Source organism: Roseovarius aestuarii (assembly GCF_019966515.1).
Lineage (GTDB): Bacteria > Pseudomonadota > Alphaproteobacteria > Rhodobacterales > Rhodobacteraceae > Roseovarius > Roseovarius aestuarii.
This window is the reverse complement of record NZ_JAIMIB010000003.1, coordinates 103,925-122,394: the sequence shown is the minus strand read 5'-3', so window position 1 is coordinate 122,394 and position 18,470 is coordinate 103,925. Positions and strand designations below refer to the sequence as shown.

At 58.9% G+C, this 18,470-nt stretch carries 20 protein-coding genes; 9 read left to right on the top strand and 11 right to left on the bottom strand.

Annotation, left to right across the window (positions count from 1 at the left end; all coding sequences use genetic code 11):
* The first annotated feature begins 2 nt into the window (after positions 1 to 2).
* A complete protein-coding gene (locus LC334_RS05640; protein WP_085799288.1) occupies positions 3 to 1,034 on the top strand; it encodes a MaoC family dehydratase in 1,032 nt (343 codons plus the stop codon).
* Between the two features lie 114 nt (positions 1,035 to 1,148).
* Here LC334_RS05640 and LC334_RS05635 read toward each other — a convergent pair whose 3' ends face one another.
* Entirely contained in the window at positions 1,149 to 2,036 is an 888-nt protein-coding gene (locus LC334_RS05635) for a LysR family transcriptional regulator (RefSeq protein WP_085799287.1), read from the bottom strand.
* Positions 2,037 to 2,119: 83 nt separating this feature from the next.
* Here LC334_RS05635 and LC334_RS05630 point away from each other — a divergent pair, with 83 nt between their 5' ends.
* The gene (locus tag LC334_RS05630; protein ID WP_085799286.1) at positions 2,120 to 2,914 is read left to right on the top strand and encodes a phytanoyl-CoA dioxygenase family protein; all 795 of its coding nucleotides are present in this window, start codon (positions 2,120 to 2,122) and stop codon (positions 2,912 to 2,914) included.
* A gap of 32 nt (positions 2,915 to 2,946) precedes the next feature.
* Here the strand turns inward: LC334_RS05630 and LC334_RS05625 are convergent, their stop codons facing one another.
* The 6 genes from LC334_RS05625 to sdhC form a co-directional block, all read right to left on the bottom strand.
* Complete coding sequence (locus LC334_RS05625; RefSeq protein ID WP_085799285.1) at positions 2,947 to 3,726, bottom strand: succinate dehydrogenase iron-sulfur subunit; 780 nt, start codon at positions 3,724 to 3,726, stop codon at positions 2,947 to 2,949.
* Positions 3,727 to 3,739: 13 nt separating this feature from the next.
* Positions 3,740 to 4,045 carry a succinate dehydrogenase gene (locus tag LC334_RS05620; protein ID WP_085799523.1) on the bottom strand — a complete coding sequence of 102 codons (306 nt, stop codon included), beginning with the start codon at positions 4,043 to 4,045 and terminating at the stop codon, positions 3,740 to 3,742.
* 66 nt (positions 4,046 to 4,111) lie between these two features.
* On the bottom strand, positions 4,112 to 4,444 hold the full coding sequence (locus tag LC334_RS05615; RefSeq protein ID WP_085799284.1) for a PQQ-binding-like beta-propeller repeat protein: 333 nt from the start codon (positions 4,442 to 4,444) through the stop codon (positions 4,112 to 4,114).
* Complete coding sequence (gene sdhA / locus LC334_RS05610) at positions 4,444 to 6,246, bottom strand: succinate dehydrogenase flavoprotein subunit (RefSeq protein WP_085799283.1); 1,803 nt, start codon at positions 6,244 to 6,246, stop codon at positions 4,444 to 4,446. The genes LC334_RS05615 and sdhA overlap by 1 nt, the downstream gene beginning before the upstream one ends.
* 15 nt (positions 6,247 to 6,261) lie before the next feature.
* Entirely contained in the window at positions 6,262 to 6,633 is a 372-nt protein-coding gene (sdhD, locus tag LC334_RS05605; RefSeq protein ID WP_085799282.1) for a succinate dehydrogenase, hydrophobic membrane anchor protein, read from the bottom strand.
* 12 nt (positions 6,634 to 6,645) lie between these two features.
* Positions 6,646 to 7,029, bottom strand: coding sequence for a succinate dehydrogenase, cytochrome b556 subunit (gene sdhC, locus LC334_RS05600; RefSeq protein WP_085799522.1), 384 nt, complete (start codon positions 7,027 to 7,029; stop codon positions 6,646 to 6,648).
* Positions 7,030 to 7,390: 361 nt separating this feature from the next.
* On the opposite strand from sdhC, the gene LC334_RS05595 reads away from it, so the two are divergent.
* Positions 7,391 to 8,572, top strand: a complete 1,182-nt coding sequence (locus LC334_RS05595; protein ID WP_085799281.1) for a sialidase family protein — start codon at positions 7,391 to 7,393, stop codon at positions 8,570 to 8,572.
* Between the two features lie 24 nt (positions 8,573 to 8,596).
* On the opposite strand, the gene LC334_RS05590 is transcribed toward LC334_RS05595, so the two are convergent.
* From LC334_RS05590 to LC334_RS05580, 3 genes are all read right to left on the bottom strand, one after another.
* A complete protein-coding gene (locus tag LC334_RS05590) occupies positions 8,597 to 8,983 on the bottom strand; it encodes a hypothetical protein (protein ID WP_085799280.1) in 387 nt (128 codons plus the stop codon).
* Between the two features lie 10 nt (positions 8,984 to 8,993).
* The gene (locus LC334_RS05585; protein ID WP_085799279.1) at positions 8,994 to 9,872 is read right to left on the bottom strand and encodes a DMT family transporter; all 879 of its coding nucleotides are present in this window, start codon (positions 9,870 to 9,872) and stop codon (positions 8,994 to 8,996) included.
* Between the two features lie 243 nt (positions 9,873 to 10,115).
* Positions 10,116 to 10,586 carry a MarR family winged helix-turn-helix transcriptional regulator gene (locus LC334_RS05580; protein WP_085799521.1) on the bottom strand — a complete coding sequence of 157 codons (471 nt, stop codon included), beginning with the start codon at positions 10,584 to 10,586 and terminating at the stop codon, positions 10,116 to 10,118.
* A gap of 226 nt (positions 10,587 to 10,812) precedes the next feature.
* Between LC334_RS05580 and hmgA the strand changes: the two genes are divergently transcribed.
* From hmgA to LC334_RS05550, 6 genes are all read left to right on the top strand, one after another.
* Entirely contained in the window at positions 10,813 to 12,165 is a 1,353-nt protein-coding gene (gene hmgA / locus LC334_RS05575) for a homogentisate 1,2-dioxygenase (RefSeq protein ID WP_085799278.1), read from the top strand.
* A gap of 36 nt (positions 12,166 to 12,201) precedes the next feature.
* Positions 12,202 to 12,840 carry a maleylacetoacetate isomerase gene (gene maiA / locus LC334_RS05570; protein WP_085799277.1) on the top strand — a complete coding sequence of 213 codons (639 nt, stop codon included), beginning with the start codon at positions 12,202 to 12,204 and terminating at the stop codon, positions 12,838 to 12,840.
* 33 nt (positions 12,841 to 12,873) lie between these two features.
* Positions 12,874 to 14,118 carry a fumarylacetoacetase gene (fahA, locus tag LC334_RS05565; protein WP_085799276.1) on the top strand — a complete coding sequence of 415 codons (1,245 nt, stop codon included), beginning with the start codon at positions 12,874 to 12,876 and terminating at the stop codon, positions 14,116 to 14,118.
* Positions 14,119 to 14,218: 100 nt separating this feature from the next.
* On the top strand, positions 14,219 to 14,455 hold the full coding sequence (locus LC334_RS05560; protein ID WP_139836313.1) for a hypothetical protein: 237 nt from the start codon (positions 14,219 to 14,221) through the stop codon (positions 14,453 to 14,455).
* A gap of 192 nt (positions 14,456 to 14,647) precedes the next feature.
* Complete coding sequence (gene creD / locus LC334_RS05555; protein WP_085799274.1) at positions 14,648 to 16,075, top strand: cell envelope integrity protein CreD; 1,428 nt, start codon at positions 14,648 to 14,650, stop codon at positions 16,073 to 16,075.
* A 69-nt stretch (positions 16,076 to 16,144) separates the two neighbouring features.
* On the top strand, positions 16,145 to 17,785 hold the full coding sequence (locus LC334_RS05550; protein WP_085799273.1) for an FAD-binding dehydrogenase: 1,641 nt from the start codon (positions 16,145 to 16,147) through the stop codon (positions 17,783 to 17,785).
* 54 nt (positions 17,786 to 17,839) lie between these two features.
* On the opposite strand, the gene LC334_RS05545 is transcribed toward LC334_RS05550, so the two are convergent.
* Positions 17,840 to 18,469 (bottom strand): carboxymuconolactone decarboxylase family protein, encoded by a 630-nt coding sequence (locus LC334_RS05545; protein ID WP_085799272.1) that lies wholly within the window; start codon positions 18,467 to 18,469, stop codon positions 17,840 to 17,842.
* Position 18,470: the final 1 nt, after the last annotated feature.

The window sequence follows — 18,470 nt, the reverse complement described above, 5'->3', positions numbered from 1 at the left end:
TTATGGCCAAGACCAACCCAGGCCGGTTCTTCGAGGACTACACCGTCGGCGAAACGATCTATCATGCGGTCCCGCGCACAGTCTCGGGCGGCGAACGGGCGCTTTATCATGCGCTATATCCGGCGCGCCACGCGCTCTATTCCTCGGACGAATTCGCGCGATCCTGCGGCCTGCCCGCCAGCCCGCTTGATGACATCGCGGCGTTCCATGTGGTCTTTGGCAAGACCGTGCCGGACATATCGCTCAACGCGCTGGCCAATCTGGGCTATGCCGAAGGCCGCTGGCTGAAGCCGGTCTATCCGGGCGACACGATCCACTCCACGTCAGAGGTGATCGGGGTCAAACAGAATTCCAACGGTAAATCCGGCGTGGTTTGGGTCCGCACCCGCGGCCGCAATCAGCGCGATGAGGTGGTGCTGGATTACATCCGCTGGGCGATGGTGCGCAAACGAGATATGAATGCCGCCGCACCCGAGACCGTCATTCCGACGCTGAAACCTGCGCTTGGCGCGTCCGATCTGGTGGTTCCCGAAGGCCTCGACTTCACCAATTACGATTTCACCCTCGCAGGCGAACCGCATCGCTGGGGTGACTACGCGATTGGCGAAAAGATCGACCATGTCGATGGCGTCACTGTCGAAGAGGCCGAACACATGATGGCCACCCGCCTCTGGCAGAACACCGCCAAGGTGCATTTCGACGTGGGTTCGCGCCCTGACGAGCAGAGGCTGATCTATGGCGGACACGTGATTTCAATGGCCCGCACGCTTTCCTTCAACGGGCTGGCCAATGCCCAGGTCGTTGCGGGGCTGAACGGCGGCACCCACGCCAACCCCTGCTATGCGGGCGATACGATCAAGGCCTGGTCCGAGGTGCTGGACAAGGCCGAAACCACCGCGCCGGGCGTGGGCGCCCTGCGCCTGCGGCTGGTGGCCACCAAAGGCGGCGAGCCGTTCACACTCAAGGGTGAAGACGGCAAATATCTCCCGCATGTGATGCTGGACCTGGATTACTGGGCGCTGATCCCAAGGTGAAGCCCGGCGCGGAACAGCCATGTGACCGTTTCCGTAAAGAAAAGCTTACCGAATAACGAAGACCTTGAGCCAAAAGTGCCCGATACGGCGCTTGGTGCGACTTGATGTGGCCCATCATTCCGGACTGTGAGTTTCAGTCAGATGATCTAGGATTTCGACAAACTGATGATCCATTTCGCGCAAACGAGACCACACGAGGACGATTTCTGCAGCAGCCTGGGATGTCGAGATGGGAATGGTTGTAACCGGCTTTCCATCATAGCTTATGTCGCCGGGTGGGCACGAGTAGCTGATGCCAACGTCCGCAGCGTGTGCGGCAAGCGAACGCATCATTTCAAGTGACCTCACGCGTTGTTTGATCTTTGGCTGCAATCGCATCTCATCAAACAAGTTACGGATAAACCCCTCGGACAAATCCTCGTCAAACAGAATTATTGGATGATCCTCTAGTTCTTCAAACGACAATGAGACATTGGTCGCCAAGGGATGATCCGACGCCAAAAACGCAACCGGGGAAACCTCTCGGATAGACCGGCGCTCAAATTGCCCGTCAAACCCGACATCATAGGACATCGCGACATCGGCCCGACCTTCTGCAAGGTCAGTGGCCAGATCGGAAAAGCGCCCTTCCTTCACCTGCACTTCCAGCGCTGGGAACTGCGCTTCCAACCGTTCCAACGCGGGCGCGAGATACCACGGCGCGATATCTTCAAAACAAGCCAGCACAAACGGCGCCTGCGTATCCTGTTTTCGTTCAAGCCTGGTGGCGTGTCCGAGCAGGCCCCGAGCTTCTGCAACAATCTGATGACCGAAGGGGGTAATCTCGATCGCCGCGCCCTTGCCTCTGACAAAAACGAGCGCCCCCAGCCGCTGTTCCACCCGGGTGATCGCGACGGATAAAGACGGTTGAGAGACATGCAGGTGGGCCGCTGCATCGGTTAGACTGCCGGCATCGGCCACGGCAACGATGTATTCGTATTGGCGAAGCGTAATATATAGCATGTAACTAATAATATAATGAATAGATATTATTTGAAGCTAATTTGAGTCCACCGTAACTTGCCTCCGGTTACGAGGAGAAAACGATGCACGCACTTATCACCCAAGAGCATGTCGATACATTTCAATGCGATGGCGTCGTGCTGATCAGGGGTCTGTTCAAAGACCATGTCCACACCATCCGCGCGGGGATTGAGCGCAACATGAGCGATCCCGGGCCCTATGCTGCGGAAAACCTCAAAAAGGGCGAAGGCGGTCGTTTCTTCGATGACTATTGCAACTGGACCCGCATTCCCGAATTCGAAGAGGTCATCCACACCTCCCCCGCCGCCGAAATTGCGGCCGATCTGATGAAATCGAACCGCGTGCAGGTTTTCCACGATCACGTTCTGGTCAAGGAACCCGGCACGTCCAAACCGACGCCCTGGCATCAGGACGGTCCATACTATTTTGTCGACGGTGTCCAGAATGTCAGCTTCTGGTCGCCGGTGGATGCAGTCAAGGGCGCAAGCCTGCGCTGTGTCGCGGGCAGCCATGCCTGGGAAAAGCCCGTTCTGCCCACCCGCTGGTTGGCCGAAACAAGCTTCTTTCCAAACGAAGACGACTACATGCCGGTGCCTGACCCGGATGCGGAAGGCATGGATATCAAGGAATGGGAAATGGAACCCGGCGATGCGGTCGCGTTCAATTACGGCACGTTGCACGGCGCGCGCGGAAACACGACAGAAACCCGCCGACGTGCCTTTTCGTTACGTCTAGTTGGGGATGACGCCCGTTACATTGAACGCCCCGGGCCGACCTCACCACCTTTTCCGGGTCACGGTATGCAGCCCGGCGACTTGCTACGCGAAGATTGGTTCCCGGTGATCTTCCAGCGGTGATGTGCCCACGATCTTCTCGTGGGAAAGTGATGCTAAACCGCGCGTTCGACCATCATTTTCTTGATCTCTGCGATTGCCTTGGCCGGATTCAGACCCTTGGGGCAGGTCTTGGTGCAGTTCATGATCGTATGGCAGCGATAAAGCTTGAACGGGTCTTCCAGATCGTCGAGCCGCTCACCCGTCGCCTCGTCGCGTGAGTCAATGATCCAGCGATAGGCGTGCAACAGTGCTGCGGGCCCAAGATATTTGTCGCCGTTCCACCAATAGCTGGGACAGGAGGTCGAGCAGGATGCGCACATCACGCATTCATAGAGGCCATCAAGCTTCTCACGGTCCTCGATTGACTGTTTCCACTCTTTCGCGGGACGGTTTGTCTTGGTTTCAAGCCAGGGCATGATCGACGCATGTTGCGCATAGAAATGCGTCAGATCCGGGATCAGATCCTTCACCACGGGCATATGTGGCAGCGGGTAGATCTTCACGTCGCCCTGAATCTCATCCATGCCATAGATGCAGGCCAGCGTGTTGATGCCGTCGATATTCATCGCGCAGGATCCGCAGATGCCCTCGCGGCAGGAGCGGCGGAAGGTCAGCGTCGGGTCGATCTCGTTCTTAATCTTGATCAGCGCATCCAGAATCATCGGGCCGCAGCTGTCCATATCGACGAAATACGTGTCGACGCTGGGGTTTTTGCCGTCATCCGGGTTCCAGCGATAAATCTGGAACTTGCGGACATTGCTTGCACCTTCGGGTTTGGGCCAGGTCTTGCCCGTCGTCATGCGCGAGTTTTTGGGGAGTGTCAGTTGGACCATATTCTCAACTCCTTCATATGCCCAGCAGAGTGATGCTGTTTTCGGCAATACAGTTCACGGCCTCCGGGCGCTGAGCGATCTCAAGCACTTGATTAACCGTGGATTGATCAACGCCGGTGACGGTGGCACTGGCGATGCTGATGATCTCACCAGCAGATGCCGCGTCAATGATGCAATCGGTAATCGGCGCAGAATTCACGCCGGGAAATCTGTCCGAAACGATGCCATTCACAACGGTCTTCGCCCGATCCCGCGCAACCGCATCGGCGGCATCATTCGCAGCGGTACAGCTGGTCAGCAGCAGGGTTACTACCAACATTTTCGTAGCGATGTGCGCTTTGGCGTAATTCATGCGAACAATAACCTTACGCCCGGTAGCAATTGGTCATGACAGCATTTTCCTAACACAGTTCATAAAGGCTACTTCCTGTTCTCCTGAAAGACGTTGCCCTCTCTTGAACCGCAGGCTGGTTGTCTTCCCGTCGCGCGTGGAGAGCGATGCGAATTTACCTCCGGGGCACTTCTGAGTGACATCGAGCGCCACAAGAATAGGCGCCTCTACGATGTATCCGGAACCTTCTTTAATGATGACATCCGATGCCTCAACAGGCGCCGTTTGCGGCTTGGGCGCCGCTACCGGAGTTGATGGCTCCTGGGTGGTTGTCTGGCAGCCGGTAAGTAGCCCTGCAAAGGCCGCAATGGTCAAAAGTCTGTGCATTAGAAGGTTCTTTCCTTGGGGGCGATTTTCTTGAGGCTGATACCGCCTTCTTTTTCGGTGGTCAGCGGGTCTTCGATGATCGGGCGGTATTCCAGCTTGACCTTCTTGCCATCGACCCGCGCGATGGTGTGGACACGCCATTTCTCATCGTCGCGCTTGGCGAAATCCTCATGTGCGTGCGCGCCGCGGCTTTCGTGGCGCGCCTCGGCCCCGGCGATGGTGGCCAGGGCGTTGGGCATGAGGTTCGTGAGTTCCAGCGTCTCCATCAGGTCGGAGTTCCAGACGAGCGAGCGGTCAGTGACCTTGATATCACCCAGCTTGGCGGCGATGGCATCCATCTTCTCGACACCTTCCTTGAGCGTCTTCGAGGTGCGGAAGACGGCGGCGTCCTCCTGCATGGTGCGCTGCATCTCAAGCCGCAGATCGGCAGTGGGGGTGGCACCATCAGCGTTGCGAAGCCCGTCGAACCGGTCGAAAGCCTTGTCGACCTCCGCCGTGTTCGTCGCAGGCACGGCGCTGTCGGCATCGACAACCTTGCCCGCACGGATCGCGGCGGCACGGCCAAAGACCACCAGGTCAATCAGCGAGTTCGAGCCAAGGCGGTTCGCCCCGTGGACCGACGCACAGCCCGCCTCGCCCACGGCCATCAGGCCGGGTACCACCGCGTGCGGGTCTTTCTTGGTCGGGTTCACCACCTCGCCCCAGTAATTGGTCGGGATGCCGCCCATGTTGTAATGCACCGTGGGCAGCACCGGGATCGGTTCCTTGGTTACATCCACCCCGGCGAAAATCTTGGCACTTTCCGAGATGCCCGGCAGGCGCAGGTTCAGCGCCTCGGGCGGCAGGTGCGACAGGTTCAGGTGAATGTGATCGCCCCCGTCGCCGACGCCCCGGCCTTCGCGGATTTCCATCGTCATCGAGCGCGAGACATAATCGCGCGGCGCAAGGTCTTTATATTGCGGCGCATAACGCTCCATGAAGCGCTCGCCCTCGGAATTGGTCAAATACCCGCCCTCTCCGCGCGCGCCCTCGGTGATCAGACAGCCCGAGCCGTAGATGCCCGTCGGGTGGAATTGCACAAATTCCATGTCCTGCAAGGGCAGCCCCGCGCGGGCAACCATGCCGCCACCATCGCCGGTGCAGGTATGGGCCGAAGTGGCGCTGAAATAGGCGCGGCCATAGCCGCCCGTGGCGAGCACGACCATCTTGGCGTTGAACACATGCATGGTGCCGTCGTCGAGCTTCCAGCAGACCACACCGGTGCAGGCACCGTCGGTCATGATCAGGTCGATGGCGAAATATTCGATATAGAACTCGGCGTTGTTCTTGAGGCTCTGACCATAAAGCGTGTGCAGGATGGCGTGGCCGGTGCGGTCGGCGGCGGCGCAGGTGCGCTGCACCGCGGGGCCTTCACCAAATTCGGTGGTGTGGCCGCCAAAGGGGCGCTGGTAGATCTTGCCCTCTTCGGTGCGGCTGAACGGCACGCCGTAATGTTCCAGCTCATATACCGCCTTGGGCGCTTCGCGCGCGAGGTATTCCATCGCGTCGGTATCGCCCAGCCAGTCGCTACCCTTGACCGTATCATACATGTGCCATTGCCAGTGATCGGGGCCCATGTTCGAAAGCGAGGCGGCAATGCCGCCCTGCGCGGCCACAGTGTGCGAGCGGGTCGGGAAGACCTTGGTCACGCAGGCGGTGCGCAGCCCCTGTTCGGCCATGCCCAATGTGGCGCGCAGACCGGCACCCCCGGCACCGACAACCACCACGTCATAATCATGTGTCTCGTATTCGTAAGCAGCCATGAAGGGGAACTCCGCTTAGAGGGCGATTTTGGCGATGGCGAAAAGACCGGTCGCCATGGCGCCATAGGAAAGGCAGGCCAGAAGGATGATGCAGACCTTTTGCGTGGTGCCGTGCACGTAATCTTCCAACATCACCTGCGCGCCGTCACGGAAATGCTTGAAGCCGACGATGATCGTCAGCGCCGCCACGATAGCCGGGAACGGCCGCGAAAAGGTCGCCAGAACCTCTTCGTGCGAGCTGCCAAGCGCCGGGCCCATGATGAAGATGAAGAGTGGTATCAGGATCAAGAGCGCCACGCTGGACATCTTCATTGCCCAGAAATGATGCACCCCGGATTTCGCCGAACCCATGCCCACAGCGCGTTTGCGGTCAGTCAGAAAACTCATGGCTCAGCCCCCTCAGACGACGATGACGGTAAAGATTGTCAGGCAGGCCGAGACGATGATCACGAGCCAGCCAAGCATCTCGGCCCTGTCGATATCCAGCATCATGGCGTTATCCCAGATCAGGTGCCGGACCCCCGCGCACAGGTGATACCAGAGCGCCCAGACCGACAGAAGCATGACCAAATCGCCAAACCAGCTGGTGATCACCGCGTCGGCAGTCGCGAAATATTCCGGCGAAGTGGCCGCGGCCAGAAACCACCAGACGATCAGCAGCGCGGCCACCAGCAGCGCATTGCCGGTGATCCGGGTCAGGATCGAAGTCATGGAGGTTAGCTGTGGCCGGTAGATTGTCAGATGTGGCGAAAGCGGGCGATTGCCCCGGTTCACGTCAGCCAATGTATCGCTCCCATTTTTGTCGCGGGCCTGGGGGCACACCCCCAACAAGATGCTATACTAACGAGACTGTGGCGCTTGCCCAGCCCTATTTCCCCGGCAAAACCGGCAAAATGTCGCGAATTTCAAGCTTTGTGATCACGTAAATTAGGCTGTGATCACAAACGCGCATCCATTGCTCGAAAAGATATCAAACATAACGGCCCAGAGCGATTTGAAAGTTGCCAAGCTGATTAAAGGCGGGTTTTGGAGCTGGGGTTGACCCTGCAAAGCCTTCACAACAGGCAATGATCAGCGACGTTTGGCGCTGCTAGGCTCACCTGCCAACGCGTGCTATCCTGAGCGCAACGGGAGGCTTGAGCGCATGACTGCAGCAACCACAATCCTTATCGGCACCACAAAGGGCGCGTTTCTGCTAAGTTCGGGCAACATGCGCGCCGGCTGGGAGATGAAAGGGCCGCTCTGCGAGGGTTGGCCAATCAACCATGTCGTTGGCGATCCTGAGACCGGCATGCTTTGGGCGGCCGGAGGTGGCGATTGGCAGGGGGCCGGTGTCTGGCGGTCTGTGGATGGTGGCGATACATGGACGCTTGCGAAATTCTCCAAGGGAGCCCTGGACGCCTGGGCCGCCGAAGATCCCGAACTTGCCGGTTTTTTCGGCTGGGAACCCGTGGATACACCGTTTGACGGGCAACTCACCTCGCTCTGGTCCCTGCACTACGCCCATGGCACGCTCTATGCTGGCGCCAAACCGGCTGCCCTCTTCGCCAGCCACGATCACGGCGGGACGTGGCAGAAAGTCGAAGGACTGTCCAATCACCCGTCGCGCGACAGCTGGAATCCCGGTGCAGCCGGACTGGTGCTGCACACGATCGTCAGCACGCCTGACAACCCGAAAAAGCTCTGGCTTGGCATTTCAGCCGCCGGTGTTTTCGCCACCGAGGATGGTGGCGTGACATGGGATCGGCGCAACCGCCTGTCCAACACCGATGCATGTGGCACCCATCATCACCCCGCCGCACCCCGCGACGGAGAAACCGGCCATTGCGTGCACAACATGGTCCGCGCGGCAGCGCCCGAGACTACGGGCGACCTGCTCTATCAGCAGAACCACCACGGCACATGGCGCAGCCCTGATGGAGGGCGCAGTTGGGAGGATATAACCGAAGGCCTGCCGTCAACCTTCGGCTTTCCCATCGCTTTGCATCCACGTGATCCGCAGACGCTCTGGGTATTGCCACTGAATTCTGACAGCGGCGGGCGCTATCCGCCGAATGGCTCTGCCGCCGTCTGGAAATCCACTGATGGCGGCGAAAGTTGGACCGCAATGCAGGAAGGACTGCCCGTGGAAAACTGCTTTTTCACCGTGCTCCGTCAGGCGATGGCGACAGATATGGCCACACCGGCAGGCGTCTATTTCGGCACGAATACAGGTTCGATCTTTGCCAGTGCGGACGAAGGTACAAGCTGGACCGAGATCGCCCGGCACCTGCCGACGATCCTCTCAATTGAGGCGCTGGAACATCGTGACAAGGCCGCCGCTTAGTTCGGCATCGTTGCGGGCACGACCTTAATCGCGGTTGATAAGACGGGGCAGATAGGTGCCGATCAGCATCACGAACAAAGCCACCGTCGCGTGATAGCCCAGATACCAGATCCTGCCAGCCACCGGCTCGTAATCGGCAGAATTAATGAAATACCGCGCCGCGTACAAGGTCACGCCAAGCGCAACCAGCAAGCCAAGGATGCACAAGCGCCGCAGCAGCTTGGCCAAACCCGGCGCGCGCCCGCCCAGCCAGCACAGACCGACCGTCAGCGCCACGCCAAGCCCAGCGCCGATCATCGTCGCTTGCACATGCCAGAAGGGATGCGACAAATCATTTGCCTTGATCACACCCGTCAGGTGCAGGATCAGCACCAGCCCAAGCGCTACCGCCAATGCAATTATCCGGATCATTCTGGCCCTCCTACCCTTTATCCGTCAGGATAATGGCAACACCGGCAATCACAATAGCGCCGCCAATCATGACGGTCATGGTCATGGATTCACCCAGAAAAACCACGCCGCCCAGCACGGCGAAAAGCGGCAAGAGCAGCAGGAACGGCGCCACTTGGCTGACCGGGTTTCGACGGATAAGCGTATACCACAGCCCATACCCCAACGCCGTCATTACCAGGCCGAGGTAAAGTACCGTTGCCCATACTACCCAACCCGCGCTCTGGATGGCCTGCCAGTGGTCACTTTCCACCGCCAGCGAGACGGCAAAAAGCTGCGGCGCTGCCATCACCGCGATCCAGGCGGTTACGGTCAGCCCGTCGATATCCTTTAGTTTCCGGATCATCGCCTGACCGATGGCCCAGACAAACGCGCCCGATATAACCAGCAGGACCGACCCCAGCGCCGCCGATATCTGCGGCTCTCCGGCAATCTGGTACACCCCGAAAAACGCCACCGCGATCCCTGCCCATTTGCGAAGCCCGGGTTTTTCTCGCAGGAAAACCGCGCCCACCAGAACCAGAAACGGCACCTCAAGTTGCACGACCAGCGCCGCCACTCCGGCATCCAACCCCTTGAGCCCTGTAAATGTCAGGCTGTATTGCAGGGCCGCCGATATCAGCGCGATGCCGAAAAGCGCCAACAACTGCCCTCGTGGCACCCGCACGAACCACACCAGCACCAATGCCGTTACGGTAAAGCGGAATCCCATCAACAGGATCGGCGGGAAATGCGCAATCGCCGCCTTGGAAAACACAATCCCTAGGCCCCAGGTCAGCGCGACGCCGATGCCCATCACAATATCGACCAGCGTCAGGCGTCCGGGGGGATGTTCGATATCGGTCGACATGTGCGCACCGGATCACGGCACTCATATCCCGTCTGTTCTGTCCCCGACCTCACGTCTGTCGCGAATGTACGCCTTTGCGCGCAAGTGCCCCCAGGGTTCGACACTCGCCATGTCGGTGATCTGCCACGCAGCACAGCATCTCATTTGCTATCCTTGAACCGTGCAAACCCATCGCCCTGCAAGGACTCGGAACCGCCGGGTTTGCAAACCTGCCCCGAGGCGCGCACGAGGCCAAACAGTTGTTTACGCGGGCTTGTCTGCTACCGAGTGCAGCTTTTCCATCAATCTTTTGAGCTCGCTAACCTCTGCGTCCGTCAAAACTGACAGTAATTCCACCTCTGCTTCAAGCATTCGGGGCACGAGGTCATGATAGACCGCCTTACCGGCCTTGGACAGCGTCAGGACTTTGCTTCGGGCATCGGAACGATTGGCCCGCACCAGTATCCAGCCGCGCTTGCTCAGGTTTGTGACTGCGCGGCTGACGGAAACCTTGTCGATACTGGATAACTCGACGATCTCGGCAGGGGTCGACGGGTTCCCCGATCCCAAAATCGCCAGAGTTCGCCATTCATTCGGCTTCATGTCATAGCGCGCCTCATAGACGCGCGAGACGGCCTGGATCACATGTTTATAGAAAACTCGGGTTTGGTAGGGAAAAAATGATTTAAGATCAAATCCTTGAGGTGGTATTTTCTGAGTTTTGCCTTCGACCATCAGACAGCCCCGTGCCTCGCTTAAGATTTTCTCCCAGTAACCTTTACCCGGTTGCATTTATAGTTTCAAATGAAATTACTTATTGACATAGTTTCATTGGAAACTAATTATGGGGCTAAATTGACCGACACCAGAAAACCCTGAAAAGCGGGGACAGTATTATCTGGCCCGCAAGGCTGATCGGGGTCACGCCAGGTACACTTCGTTTGCTGAATTGAGGAAACCAATGACCATCGACAGCACCATGATTGTCGCACCCTCACCCTCCGAAGCCCATCCCGGATACATGCCCGGCTTCGGCAATGACTTCGAAACCGAGGCGTTGCCGGGCGCGCTACCGCAGGGTATGAACAGCCCGCAACGCTGTAACTATGGCCTCTATGGCGAACAACTCTCGGGTACGGCCTTTACTGCTCCGTCGCATCAAAACGAACGAACATGGTGCTACCGCATCCGACCCTCGGTCAAACACACGGGCCGGTTCAAACGGGTCGATCTGCCCTATTGGAATTCCGCACCGCATGTCATCGGCGATGTCACATCTCTGGGCCAGTACCGATGGATCCCTGTCCCGCATTCGGATGTACCGCTGACCTGGCTGACCGGCATGCGCACCATGACCACGGCGGGCGATGTGAACACGCAGATCGGTATGGCAAGTCATATCTACCTGGTGACCCGGTCGATGGAAGAAAGCTATTTCTACTCCGCTGACAGCGAGCTGCTGGTGGTCCCTCAGGAGGGTCGGCTGCGCTTTGCAACCGAGCTTGGGATCATTGATCTGGCGCCGCAAGAGATTGCCGTCATCCCGCGGGGGCTGGTTTACCGGGTCGAACTGCCTGACGGGCCGGCACGGGGCTTTGTCTGCGAAAACTACGGGCAGAAGTTCGAGCTGCCAAGCCGTGGACCGATCGGTGCAAACTGCATGGCCAACCGGCGGGATTTCAAATCACCCGTTGCCGCCTTCGAAGACCGCGAGACACCATCGACGGTGACGATAAAGTGGTGCGGCCAGTTCCATGAAACGCAGATCGGTCATTCGCCGCTTGACGTCGTGGCCTGGCATGGCAATTACGCGCCGGTGAAATACGATCTCAGAACTTATTGTCCGGTCGGTGCAATCCTGTTCGATCACCCTGATCCGTCGATCTTTACTGTACTAACGGCCCCGTCAGGCCAGGCCGGAACCGCCAATATCGACTTTGTTCTGTTCCGCGAGCGCTGGATGGTGGCGGAGGATACATTCCGCCCGCCCTGGTACCACAAGAACGTGATGTCCGAGCTTATGGGGAACATCTATGGCGAATATGATGCCAAGCCACAGGGCTTTGCCCCCGGCGGCATGAGCCTACACAATATGATGCTGCCGCACGGTCCGGACCGGGAGGCACTCGATAAAGCCTCGAACGCCGATCTGACGCCCGAGAAGCTTGATAACACGATGTCCTTCATGTTCGAGACACGCTTTCCGCAACACCTGACCGCTTTTGCGGCCAACGAGGCGCCGCTGCAGGACGACTATATTGATTGCTGGGCCAGCCTGGAAAAGAAGTTCGACGGCACCCCCGGCAAGAAATGATCCTTCAGTGATGATGTTCCCGGCAAGAGGTGGCGCATGGGTCTGAAACTCTATTCCTACTGGCGCTCTACCACATCCCTGCGTGTGCGTGCGGTGTTGAACCTGAAAGGGTTCGACTACGAGATAGTGCCCGTTAACCTGCTGACCGGTGCCCAGTCGGGCCCGGCCTTCAGCGCGATCAACCCGTCGCAATCTGTACCGGTTCTGGTGCTGGAGGATGGTACGGCCCTGACCCAAAGTCTTGCGATCATTGACTATCTTGATGTGTTGCGTCCGAACCCGCCGCTTTTGCATTCCGATCCTCTTCACCGGGCACAGGAACGTGCCGCGGCTTATGCCATTGCGATGGACATTCATCCGGTGAACAACCTGAAAGTTCTGAACTATCTTCGCGGACCAATGGACCAACCAGAGAGTGAGGTGATCAGATATGTACATCAATGGATGCATCATGGGCTGGAAGCATTTCAACGGAAGATACGCCCCGGAACAGCCTTCACCTTCGGCGAAAGGATCGGGCTCGCGGATATCTGTCTTGTCAGCCAGTTGGTGAATGCCCGCCGTTGGGCGTTCGACCTTACCCCCTTCGACCGGCTGTGCGACATTGATGCCCGCGCCGTATCTAACCCCTCAATCGCGGCAGCAATGCCGGAAAACCTACCCGATGCAGCCTGATCAGGGGCTGCGGCCTATATCCCGGAGCTTCAAATGCCGCTCATGAAAAGCTGGGTCGCCAGCGCAAATTCTCCGACAACGGATTTTCCGCTGAACAACCTGCCATATGGTGTGTTTTCCGTCGCTGGCGGTCCACGTCACCTCGGCGTCGCGATCGGTGATATGGTGCTGGATGTCACCGCGCTGACATCGTCGCACCTGCCGTTCATGGCGCAGGCGCTGTCCGATCCGCGGGGCTGGAACGGCGTGATGGAGGCCGGGCCCGAACTCTGGGCGCGGTTCCGCAAGGTGATCACCTCTTTGTTAAGCGAAACCTATGAAGATGTTGGCGCCCTGCGCGACCAGCTGCATCCGATTTGTGATGTAGATCTGCACCTACCATTCAAGGTATCGGAATATACGGATTTCTATGCCGGCAAACATCACGCCGTAAACGTCGGCACCATGTTTCGCGGTCCGGAAAATGCACTGCCGCCCAGCTGGCTGCATATCCCCATCGGTTATAACGGGCGGGCGTCATCGGTGGTGCTGTCGGGCACCGATATCACACGACCCTGGGGCCAGTTGAAAGGCGCCGACGATACCATGCCACGCTTCGCTCCCTCTGAACGGTTCGATATCGAGCTTGAACTGGGCGCTATTGTCGGCACACCGTCACAGGGCCCGATCAGCGTCGATCAGGCCGATGCCAACATCTTTGGTTACGTGCTGCTGAATGATTGGTCAGCGCGCGACATTCAGGCTTGGGAATATCAACCGCTTGGCCCGTTCCAGTCCAAGGCCACCGCTACGACGATCAGCCCCTGGATCGTGACGAAAGCGGCGCTTGAACCATTCCGCTGTGCCACGCCCAATCGGGAGGTCGAGCTTTTGCCGCACCTTCGGGACACGTCACCCATGCTTTATGACATTGACCTGACCGTTGCCCTGGCGCCCTCGGGCGGTGAGGTGCAAACCATTGCCCGGACAAATTATAACGAGATGTATTATTCCGCGGCGCAGCAACTGGTACATCACACGACCAGCGGGTGCCCGATGCGTGTTGGCGATCTTTTGGGCTCTGGCACGATCTCGGGCGCCGAAAAAGACGCTCGGGGATCTTTGCTGGAGCTAAGCTGGGGCGGGAACGAGCCGATCACATTGGATGATGGGCAAGTCAGAAGTTTTCTGCACGATGGTGACCGGGTCGTTCTGCGGGGCGTCGCGAGGGGAAGCGGTTTCCGGGTCGGCTTTGGCGAATGCTCTGGGACTTTGGTTCCGGCAGCCGACCCAATGTAGGCAGCGGTGACCCTTGCCAAATACCGTTGATGAACCCGCGAATGGCGGTGTCGGGATAGGGTTTGGGCGTGCCATCAAGTGCAGACATCGGGCAGAGGGATTGATCACGAACTTTGAGGGCAATTGCATCATGGTGACCGGTGCCGAGACCAGGGCGAGCGATAGCACGCGCATCGCCGCAAACCACTACGGAACGCCTGACGAGATCGTAAGCGTCGCTGCTTTCCTGCCGGGTCGGAAAGTGGCCTGTTTCAGCGGTGTTACCACACCAATCGACGGCGCTTTCATGAGCTCAGGCGTGATCAAGAGAAACATGAACCCTAAGTTGCCGTGCTGAGGATTAACAGCTGTTCATCGCTCTCGCTGCAGCATCGGCAGGTCTTGGCCAGGGCCGGCATCTTTGAACCCAAAAAACATCGCAAAAACAAACCTGGCTGATATCTGCTGAAAATCTGCGCAAGCCGCCCCTGTCGCCTGCACAACCCACTTCCTATTTAGAGAGGGCATTCAACAGACAGGAAATGTATCCATGTTACGATCTCCCGGTTGGCGGTTTTTTATCGTCGGTCTCCTCATCCTCCTCATGTTCATCCCAATCCTCTTTGTCAGCGAAATCATCAATGACCGCGCCAATTACAACCGCTCGACCCGCGACAGTGTTGGTCAGGAATGGGGTGGCAGGCAGCTGATCAGCGGCCCGGTGCTGGTTGTACCGGTGCAGGAAACCGTCACCGTGCGCGAAAAACGCCAGGTGCTGGACCCCGAGACCGGAATCCAGAAGCTCGATGCCGATGACAAACCGGTCTTTCGTCATGTCGATGTGCAGAAAACCGTCAACCGCGATCCGGTTTACCTCTACCCGAACCAGTTCACGACGCAGATCGACACCACAACACAAGAACGTCATCGCGGCATCTTTACCGTCCCGGTCTATACCGCCAGCGCCGCGATGAGCTTCGATTTCCCCACCGATGCGGTTGCCGATGCCCTCAGGGGCAAAGAGGTTGCGATTTGGGGAAAATCCGAGATCGAATTGCACGTCACCTCCAACCGCGCCCTGCGGGGTGCAGCCGAGCTGACCACCAACGGACAACAACTGCAGATGGAACCGCTTGCCCCCAACGACAACCGCGTCGGCGGGCTGCGCGCACCAACGGGCGATCCACGCAATCACGATACCTACACGATGAAACTCGGTTTCAACGGTGCGCAGACCCTCTCGATCGCACCGGTAGGCCGCACCAGCGAGATTTCTTTCGCGAGCGACTGGGCACATCCCTCGTTCAACGGGGCGTTCCTGCCCAATGATTACGAGGCGTCCGAGGACGGGTTTACCGCCAACTGGCTGATCCCGCATCTGGCACGACCCCTGCCGCAGGTCTCTCGCGAAACCCAGGAATACACGGCCCGGCACGAGGCCAGCTTTGGCGTTGACTTCTATCAGCCCAATGATTTCTACCAGAAATCCTACCGCGCGGCGCGCTACGGGCTGATGTTCATCGGACTGACCTTCCTGACTATCTTCTTGATCGAAGGCCAGTCCAAACGTCCGACGCACCCGGTGCAATACCTGCTGGTGGGCCTCGCGCAATCAACCTTCTTCCTGCTGATGCTGGCGCTGGCCGAGCAGCTTGGCTTCGGCGCCGCCTATCTGGTGGCGGGCGGTGCCACAGTGGCGCTGGTTACCGCTTATGGGGCAATGGCGCTGGCGCTTGGCAAACGCACCATCGTGCTCGGGTTGTTGCTGACGCTGCTTTATGCCGTGCTTTACCTGATCCTGCGCAGCGCCGATTATGCGCTTCTGGCCGGGTCGATCCTCGCCTTTGGTGCCATCGCGGGTACGATGTACGCCACCAGAAACGAAAACTGGTACGGCGAGAAACGCGAGAAATCCGGTGGTGGCTGGTTCCGCCGCACGGCACCAGCGGCGCCCGAGGCCCCTCCGACCCAATCCTGACCCAACGTTTCTTCCCCCCGACCCCGGCCGTTTGTTAGGCTGGGGTCAACGGCGTTTAGGGGACGGGAAATGGACAAGGCCGATATCATCATCGTCGGCGGCGGGCTGGCCGGGCTTGTCGCCGCGCATGAGGCCACCAAACGCGGGCGGCACGTGATCCTGCTGGATCAAGAAGGGCCGCAATCGCTGGGCGGACAGGCTTTCTGGTCGCTGGGCGGCCTCTTCATGGTCGACACCCCCGAGCAACGCCGCCTGCGCATCCGCGACAGCCTTGATCTGGCGCAGCGGGACTGGCTGGGCAGCGCGCAGTTCGATCGTCCCGAGGACGCGTTTCCCAAACAATGGGCCAAGGCTTATCTCGACTTCGCAGCCGGTCCCATGCGGCCCTACCTGCACCAATTAGGCATGCGCTGGTTCCCGGTCGTGGGCTGGGCCGAACGTGGCGGCGAAGCGGCAGGTGGCCACGGCAATTCCGTACCACGCTTTCACATCACCTGGGGTACCGGCGAAGGTATCGTCGCGCCCTTCGTCCGGCGCGCGACTGAAGCGGTAGAGACCGGCCTGCTGCACTTGGCCTTCCGTCACGAAGTCATCGCGTTGGATACGACAGATGGCCGTGCGACCGGCGTCTCGGGCCACATCCTGGCCGATGACCCCGCACCCCGCGGCGTCTCCACCAACCGCGAGAAGAAAGCCGACTTTGCGTATACCGCCGACAGTGTGATCGCGACCTCCGGCGGCATCGGCGGCGATCACGCCAAGGTCCGCGCCCTCTGGCCGGTGGATCGTCTGGGAAAACCGCCCAAAACCATGATCTCGGGCGTTCCCGATTACGTGGATGGCCGGATGCAGGCCGCCGTCGTCCGTGCCGGTGCCCATGCGATCAACGAAAACCGCATGTGGCACTATTGCGAGGGTATCCGGAACTGGAACCCGATCTGGCCCAATCACGGTATTCGTATCCTGCCGGGCCCCTCCTCAATCTGGCTTGATGCCAACGGCGACAGGATGGAGGCCCCCTGCCTGCCCGGCTTCGATACGCTCTCGACCCTCAAGCGTATCCTGTCCACCGGCCACGATCACAGCTGGTTCATCCTGACGCAGAAGATCATTGAAAAGGAATTCGCACTGTCGGGCAGCGAACAGAACCCTGATCTGACCTCAGGTAAATGGCTCAAAGTACTGCGCGAGAGGCTGGGCAAGGGGGCCACAGGCGCGGTTGAAGCGTTCAAGGAAAGGGGCGAGGATTTCGTCGTTTCCGATGATCTGCAGACACTGGTCGACGGGATGAACCGCCTGACGCCCGAAACACCGCTCAACCTCGATCATATCCGAGACCAGATAGCCATGCGCGATGCAGCGCTCGCCGACCCGGCAGCGGATGCCCAGATCACCGCCATCCACCATGCGCGCACCTATCTGGGTGACAAGCTGATCCGTACCGCCAAACCTCATGCCATTCTCGATCCTGCAAACGGCCCTCTCATCGCAGTGCGGCTCAACATTTTGACACGCAAGTCACTTGGCGGGCTGCACACGGACCTCGAAGCCCGTGTATTGCGACCCGATGGTACAGTCTTTGACGGTCTTTACGCCGCGGGTGAAGTTGCCGGTTTCGGCGGCGGTGGCTATCACGGCTATAATGCGCTCGAAGGCACATTTCTCGGCGGTTGTATCTTCTCCGGGATCAAAGCGGGCCAGAACGCCTGAGCGTGATCTCCGTAGTGGCTGCCCCAAGGCTCTTGCCGGCGGCACCGGTGTTTATCAGCAACCACCAGACGATCCTGCTCGCGTAGGTTTTGTCGGCTCTTTTGAGATGCCGACGGTCTTTCCAAGGCGGATGCCAAGACCATTTATCATGCGGGACCAATACGCAAACGATGCGACAAGCTGCACCAAATAGGAGATGCCCTTGTCGCAAAACCCCACTGATCGCAACGCCTCTATATCCGCCTCGCCGATCAGCGACGGCTCCAACGACAATTTGCGCGTATAGCGAAGGGCGGCAATCAGGACCTGATCTTGCAAGGACGTTTCCCACGTATCGTCCCGCAATGCCGCAAGTAGCTCGTCGGCTCGCACCTGGTTTCCAAGGTACATGGCAAAATTGGCTCCGTGATTGCGGGCGGCATAACCGCATCCGCACAGGATCGCTACATAGGTCGAGACCAGCTCGGCCAGCCACGGCTCCAGCGGATTATCCTTGTTGTGCAGCAGGGCGCGGTAGTGATCGTCCGCGGGTTTGATGGCCTGCGGCGTCTGCGACATCGCCAGATAGAGGTTTTCGACCTCGCCATCGCCATCCATTACCGCATCATAGGCGGCGGCCAGATCGCCGCTGGCCTGATCCTGCGGTATTGTGTCAACCCAGGCGACGGCCATATTCTCAGCCATT

What these genes read in the sequence shown, in the direction of transcription:
- LC334_RS05640 (WP_085799288.1), top strand. Translation starts at nt 3, where the DNA reads ATGGCCAAGACCAACCCAGGCCGGTTCTTCGAGGACTACACCGTCGGC.
- LC334_RS05635 (WP_085799287.1), bottom strand. Translation starts at nt 2,036, where the DNA reads ATGCTATATATTACGCTTCGCCAATACGAATACATCGTTGCCGTGGCC.
- LC334_RS05630 (WP_085799286.1), top strand. Translation starts at nt 2,120, where the DNA reads ATGCACGCACTTATCACCCAAGAGCATGTCGATACATTTCAATGCGAT.
- LC334_RS05625 (WP_085799285.1), bottom strand. Translation starts at nt 3,726, where the DNA reads ATGGTCCAACTGACACTCCCCAAAAACTCGCGCATGACGACGGGCAAG.
- LC334_RS05620 (WP_085799523.1), bottom strand. Translation starts at nt 4,045, where the DNA reads ATGTTGGTAGTAACCCTGCTGCTGACCAGCTGTACCGCTGCGAATGAT.
- LC334_RS05615 (WP_085799284.1), bottom strand. Translation starts at nt 4,444, where the DNA reads ATGCACAGACTTTTGACCATTGCGGCCTTTGCAGGGCTACTTACCGGC.
- sdhA (WP_085799283.1), bottom strand. Translation starts at nt 6,246, where the DNA reads ATGGCTGCTTACGAATACGAGACACATGATTATGACGTGGTGGTTGTC.
- sdhD (WP_085799282.1), bottom strand. Translation starts at nt 6,633, where the DNA reads ATGAGTTTTCTGACTGACCGCAAACGCGCTGTGGGCATGGGTTCGGCG.
- LC334_RS05595 (WP_085799281.1), top strand. Translation starts at nt 7,391, where the DNA reads ATGACTGCAGCAACCACAATCCTTATCGGCACCACAAAGGGCGCGTTT.
- LC334_RS05590 (WP_085799280.1), bottom strand. Translation starts at nt 8,983, where the DNA reads ATGATCCGGATAATTGCATTGGCGGTAGCGCTTGGGCTGGTGCTGATC.
- LC334_RS05585 (WP_085799279.1), bottom strand. Translation starts at nt 9,872, where the DNA reads ATGTCGACCGATATCGAACATCCCCCCGGACGCCTGACGCTGGTCGAT.
- LC334_RS05580 (WP_085799521.1), bottom strand. Translation starts at nt 10,586, where the DNA reads ATGGTCGAAGGCAAAACTCAGAAAATACCACCTCAAGGATTTGATCTT.
- hmgA (WP_085799278.1), top strand. Translation starts at nt 10,813, where the DNA reads ATGACCATCGACAGCACCATGATTGTCGCACCCTCACCCTCCGAAGCC.
- maiA (WP_085799277.1), top strand. Translation starts at nt 12,202, where the DNA reads ATGGGTCTGAAACTCTATTCCTACTGGCGCTCTACCACATCCCTGCGT.
- fahA (WP_085799276.1), top strand. Translation starts at nt 12,874, where the DNA reads ATGCCGCTCATGAAAAGCTGGGTCGCCAGCGCAAATTCTCCGACAACG.
- creD (WP_085799274.1), top strand. Translation starts at nt 14,648, where the DNA reads ATGTTACGATCTCCCGGTTGGCGGTTTTTTATCGTCGGTCTCCTCATC.
- LC334_RS05550 (WP_085799273.1), top strand. Translation starts at nt 16,145, where the DNA reads ATGGACAAGGCCGATATCATCATCGTCGGCGGCGGGCTGGCCGGGCTT.
- LC334_RS05545 (WP_085799272.1), bottom strand. Translation starts at nt 18,469, where the DNA reads ATGGCTGAGAATATGGCCGTCGCCTGGGTTGACACAATACCGCAGGAT.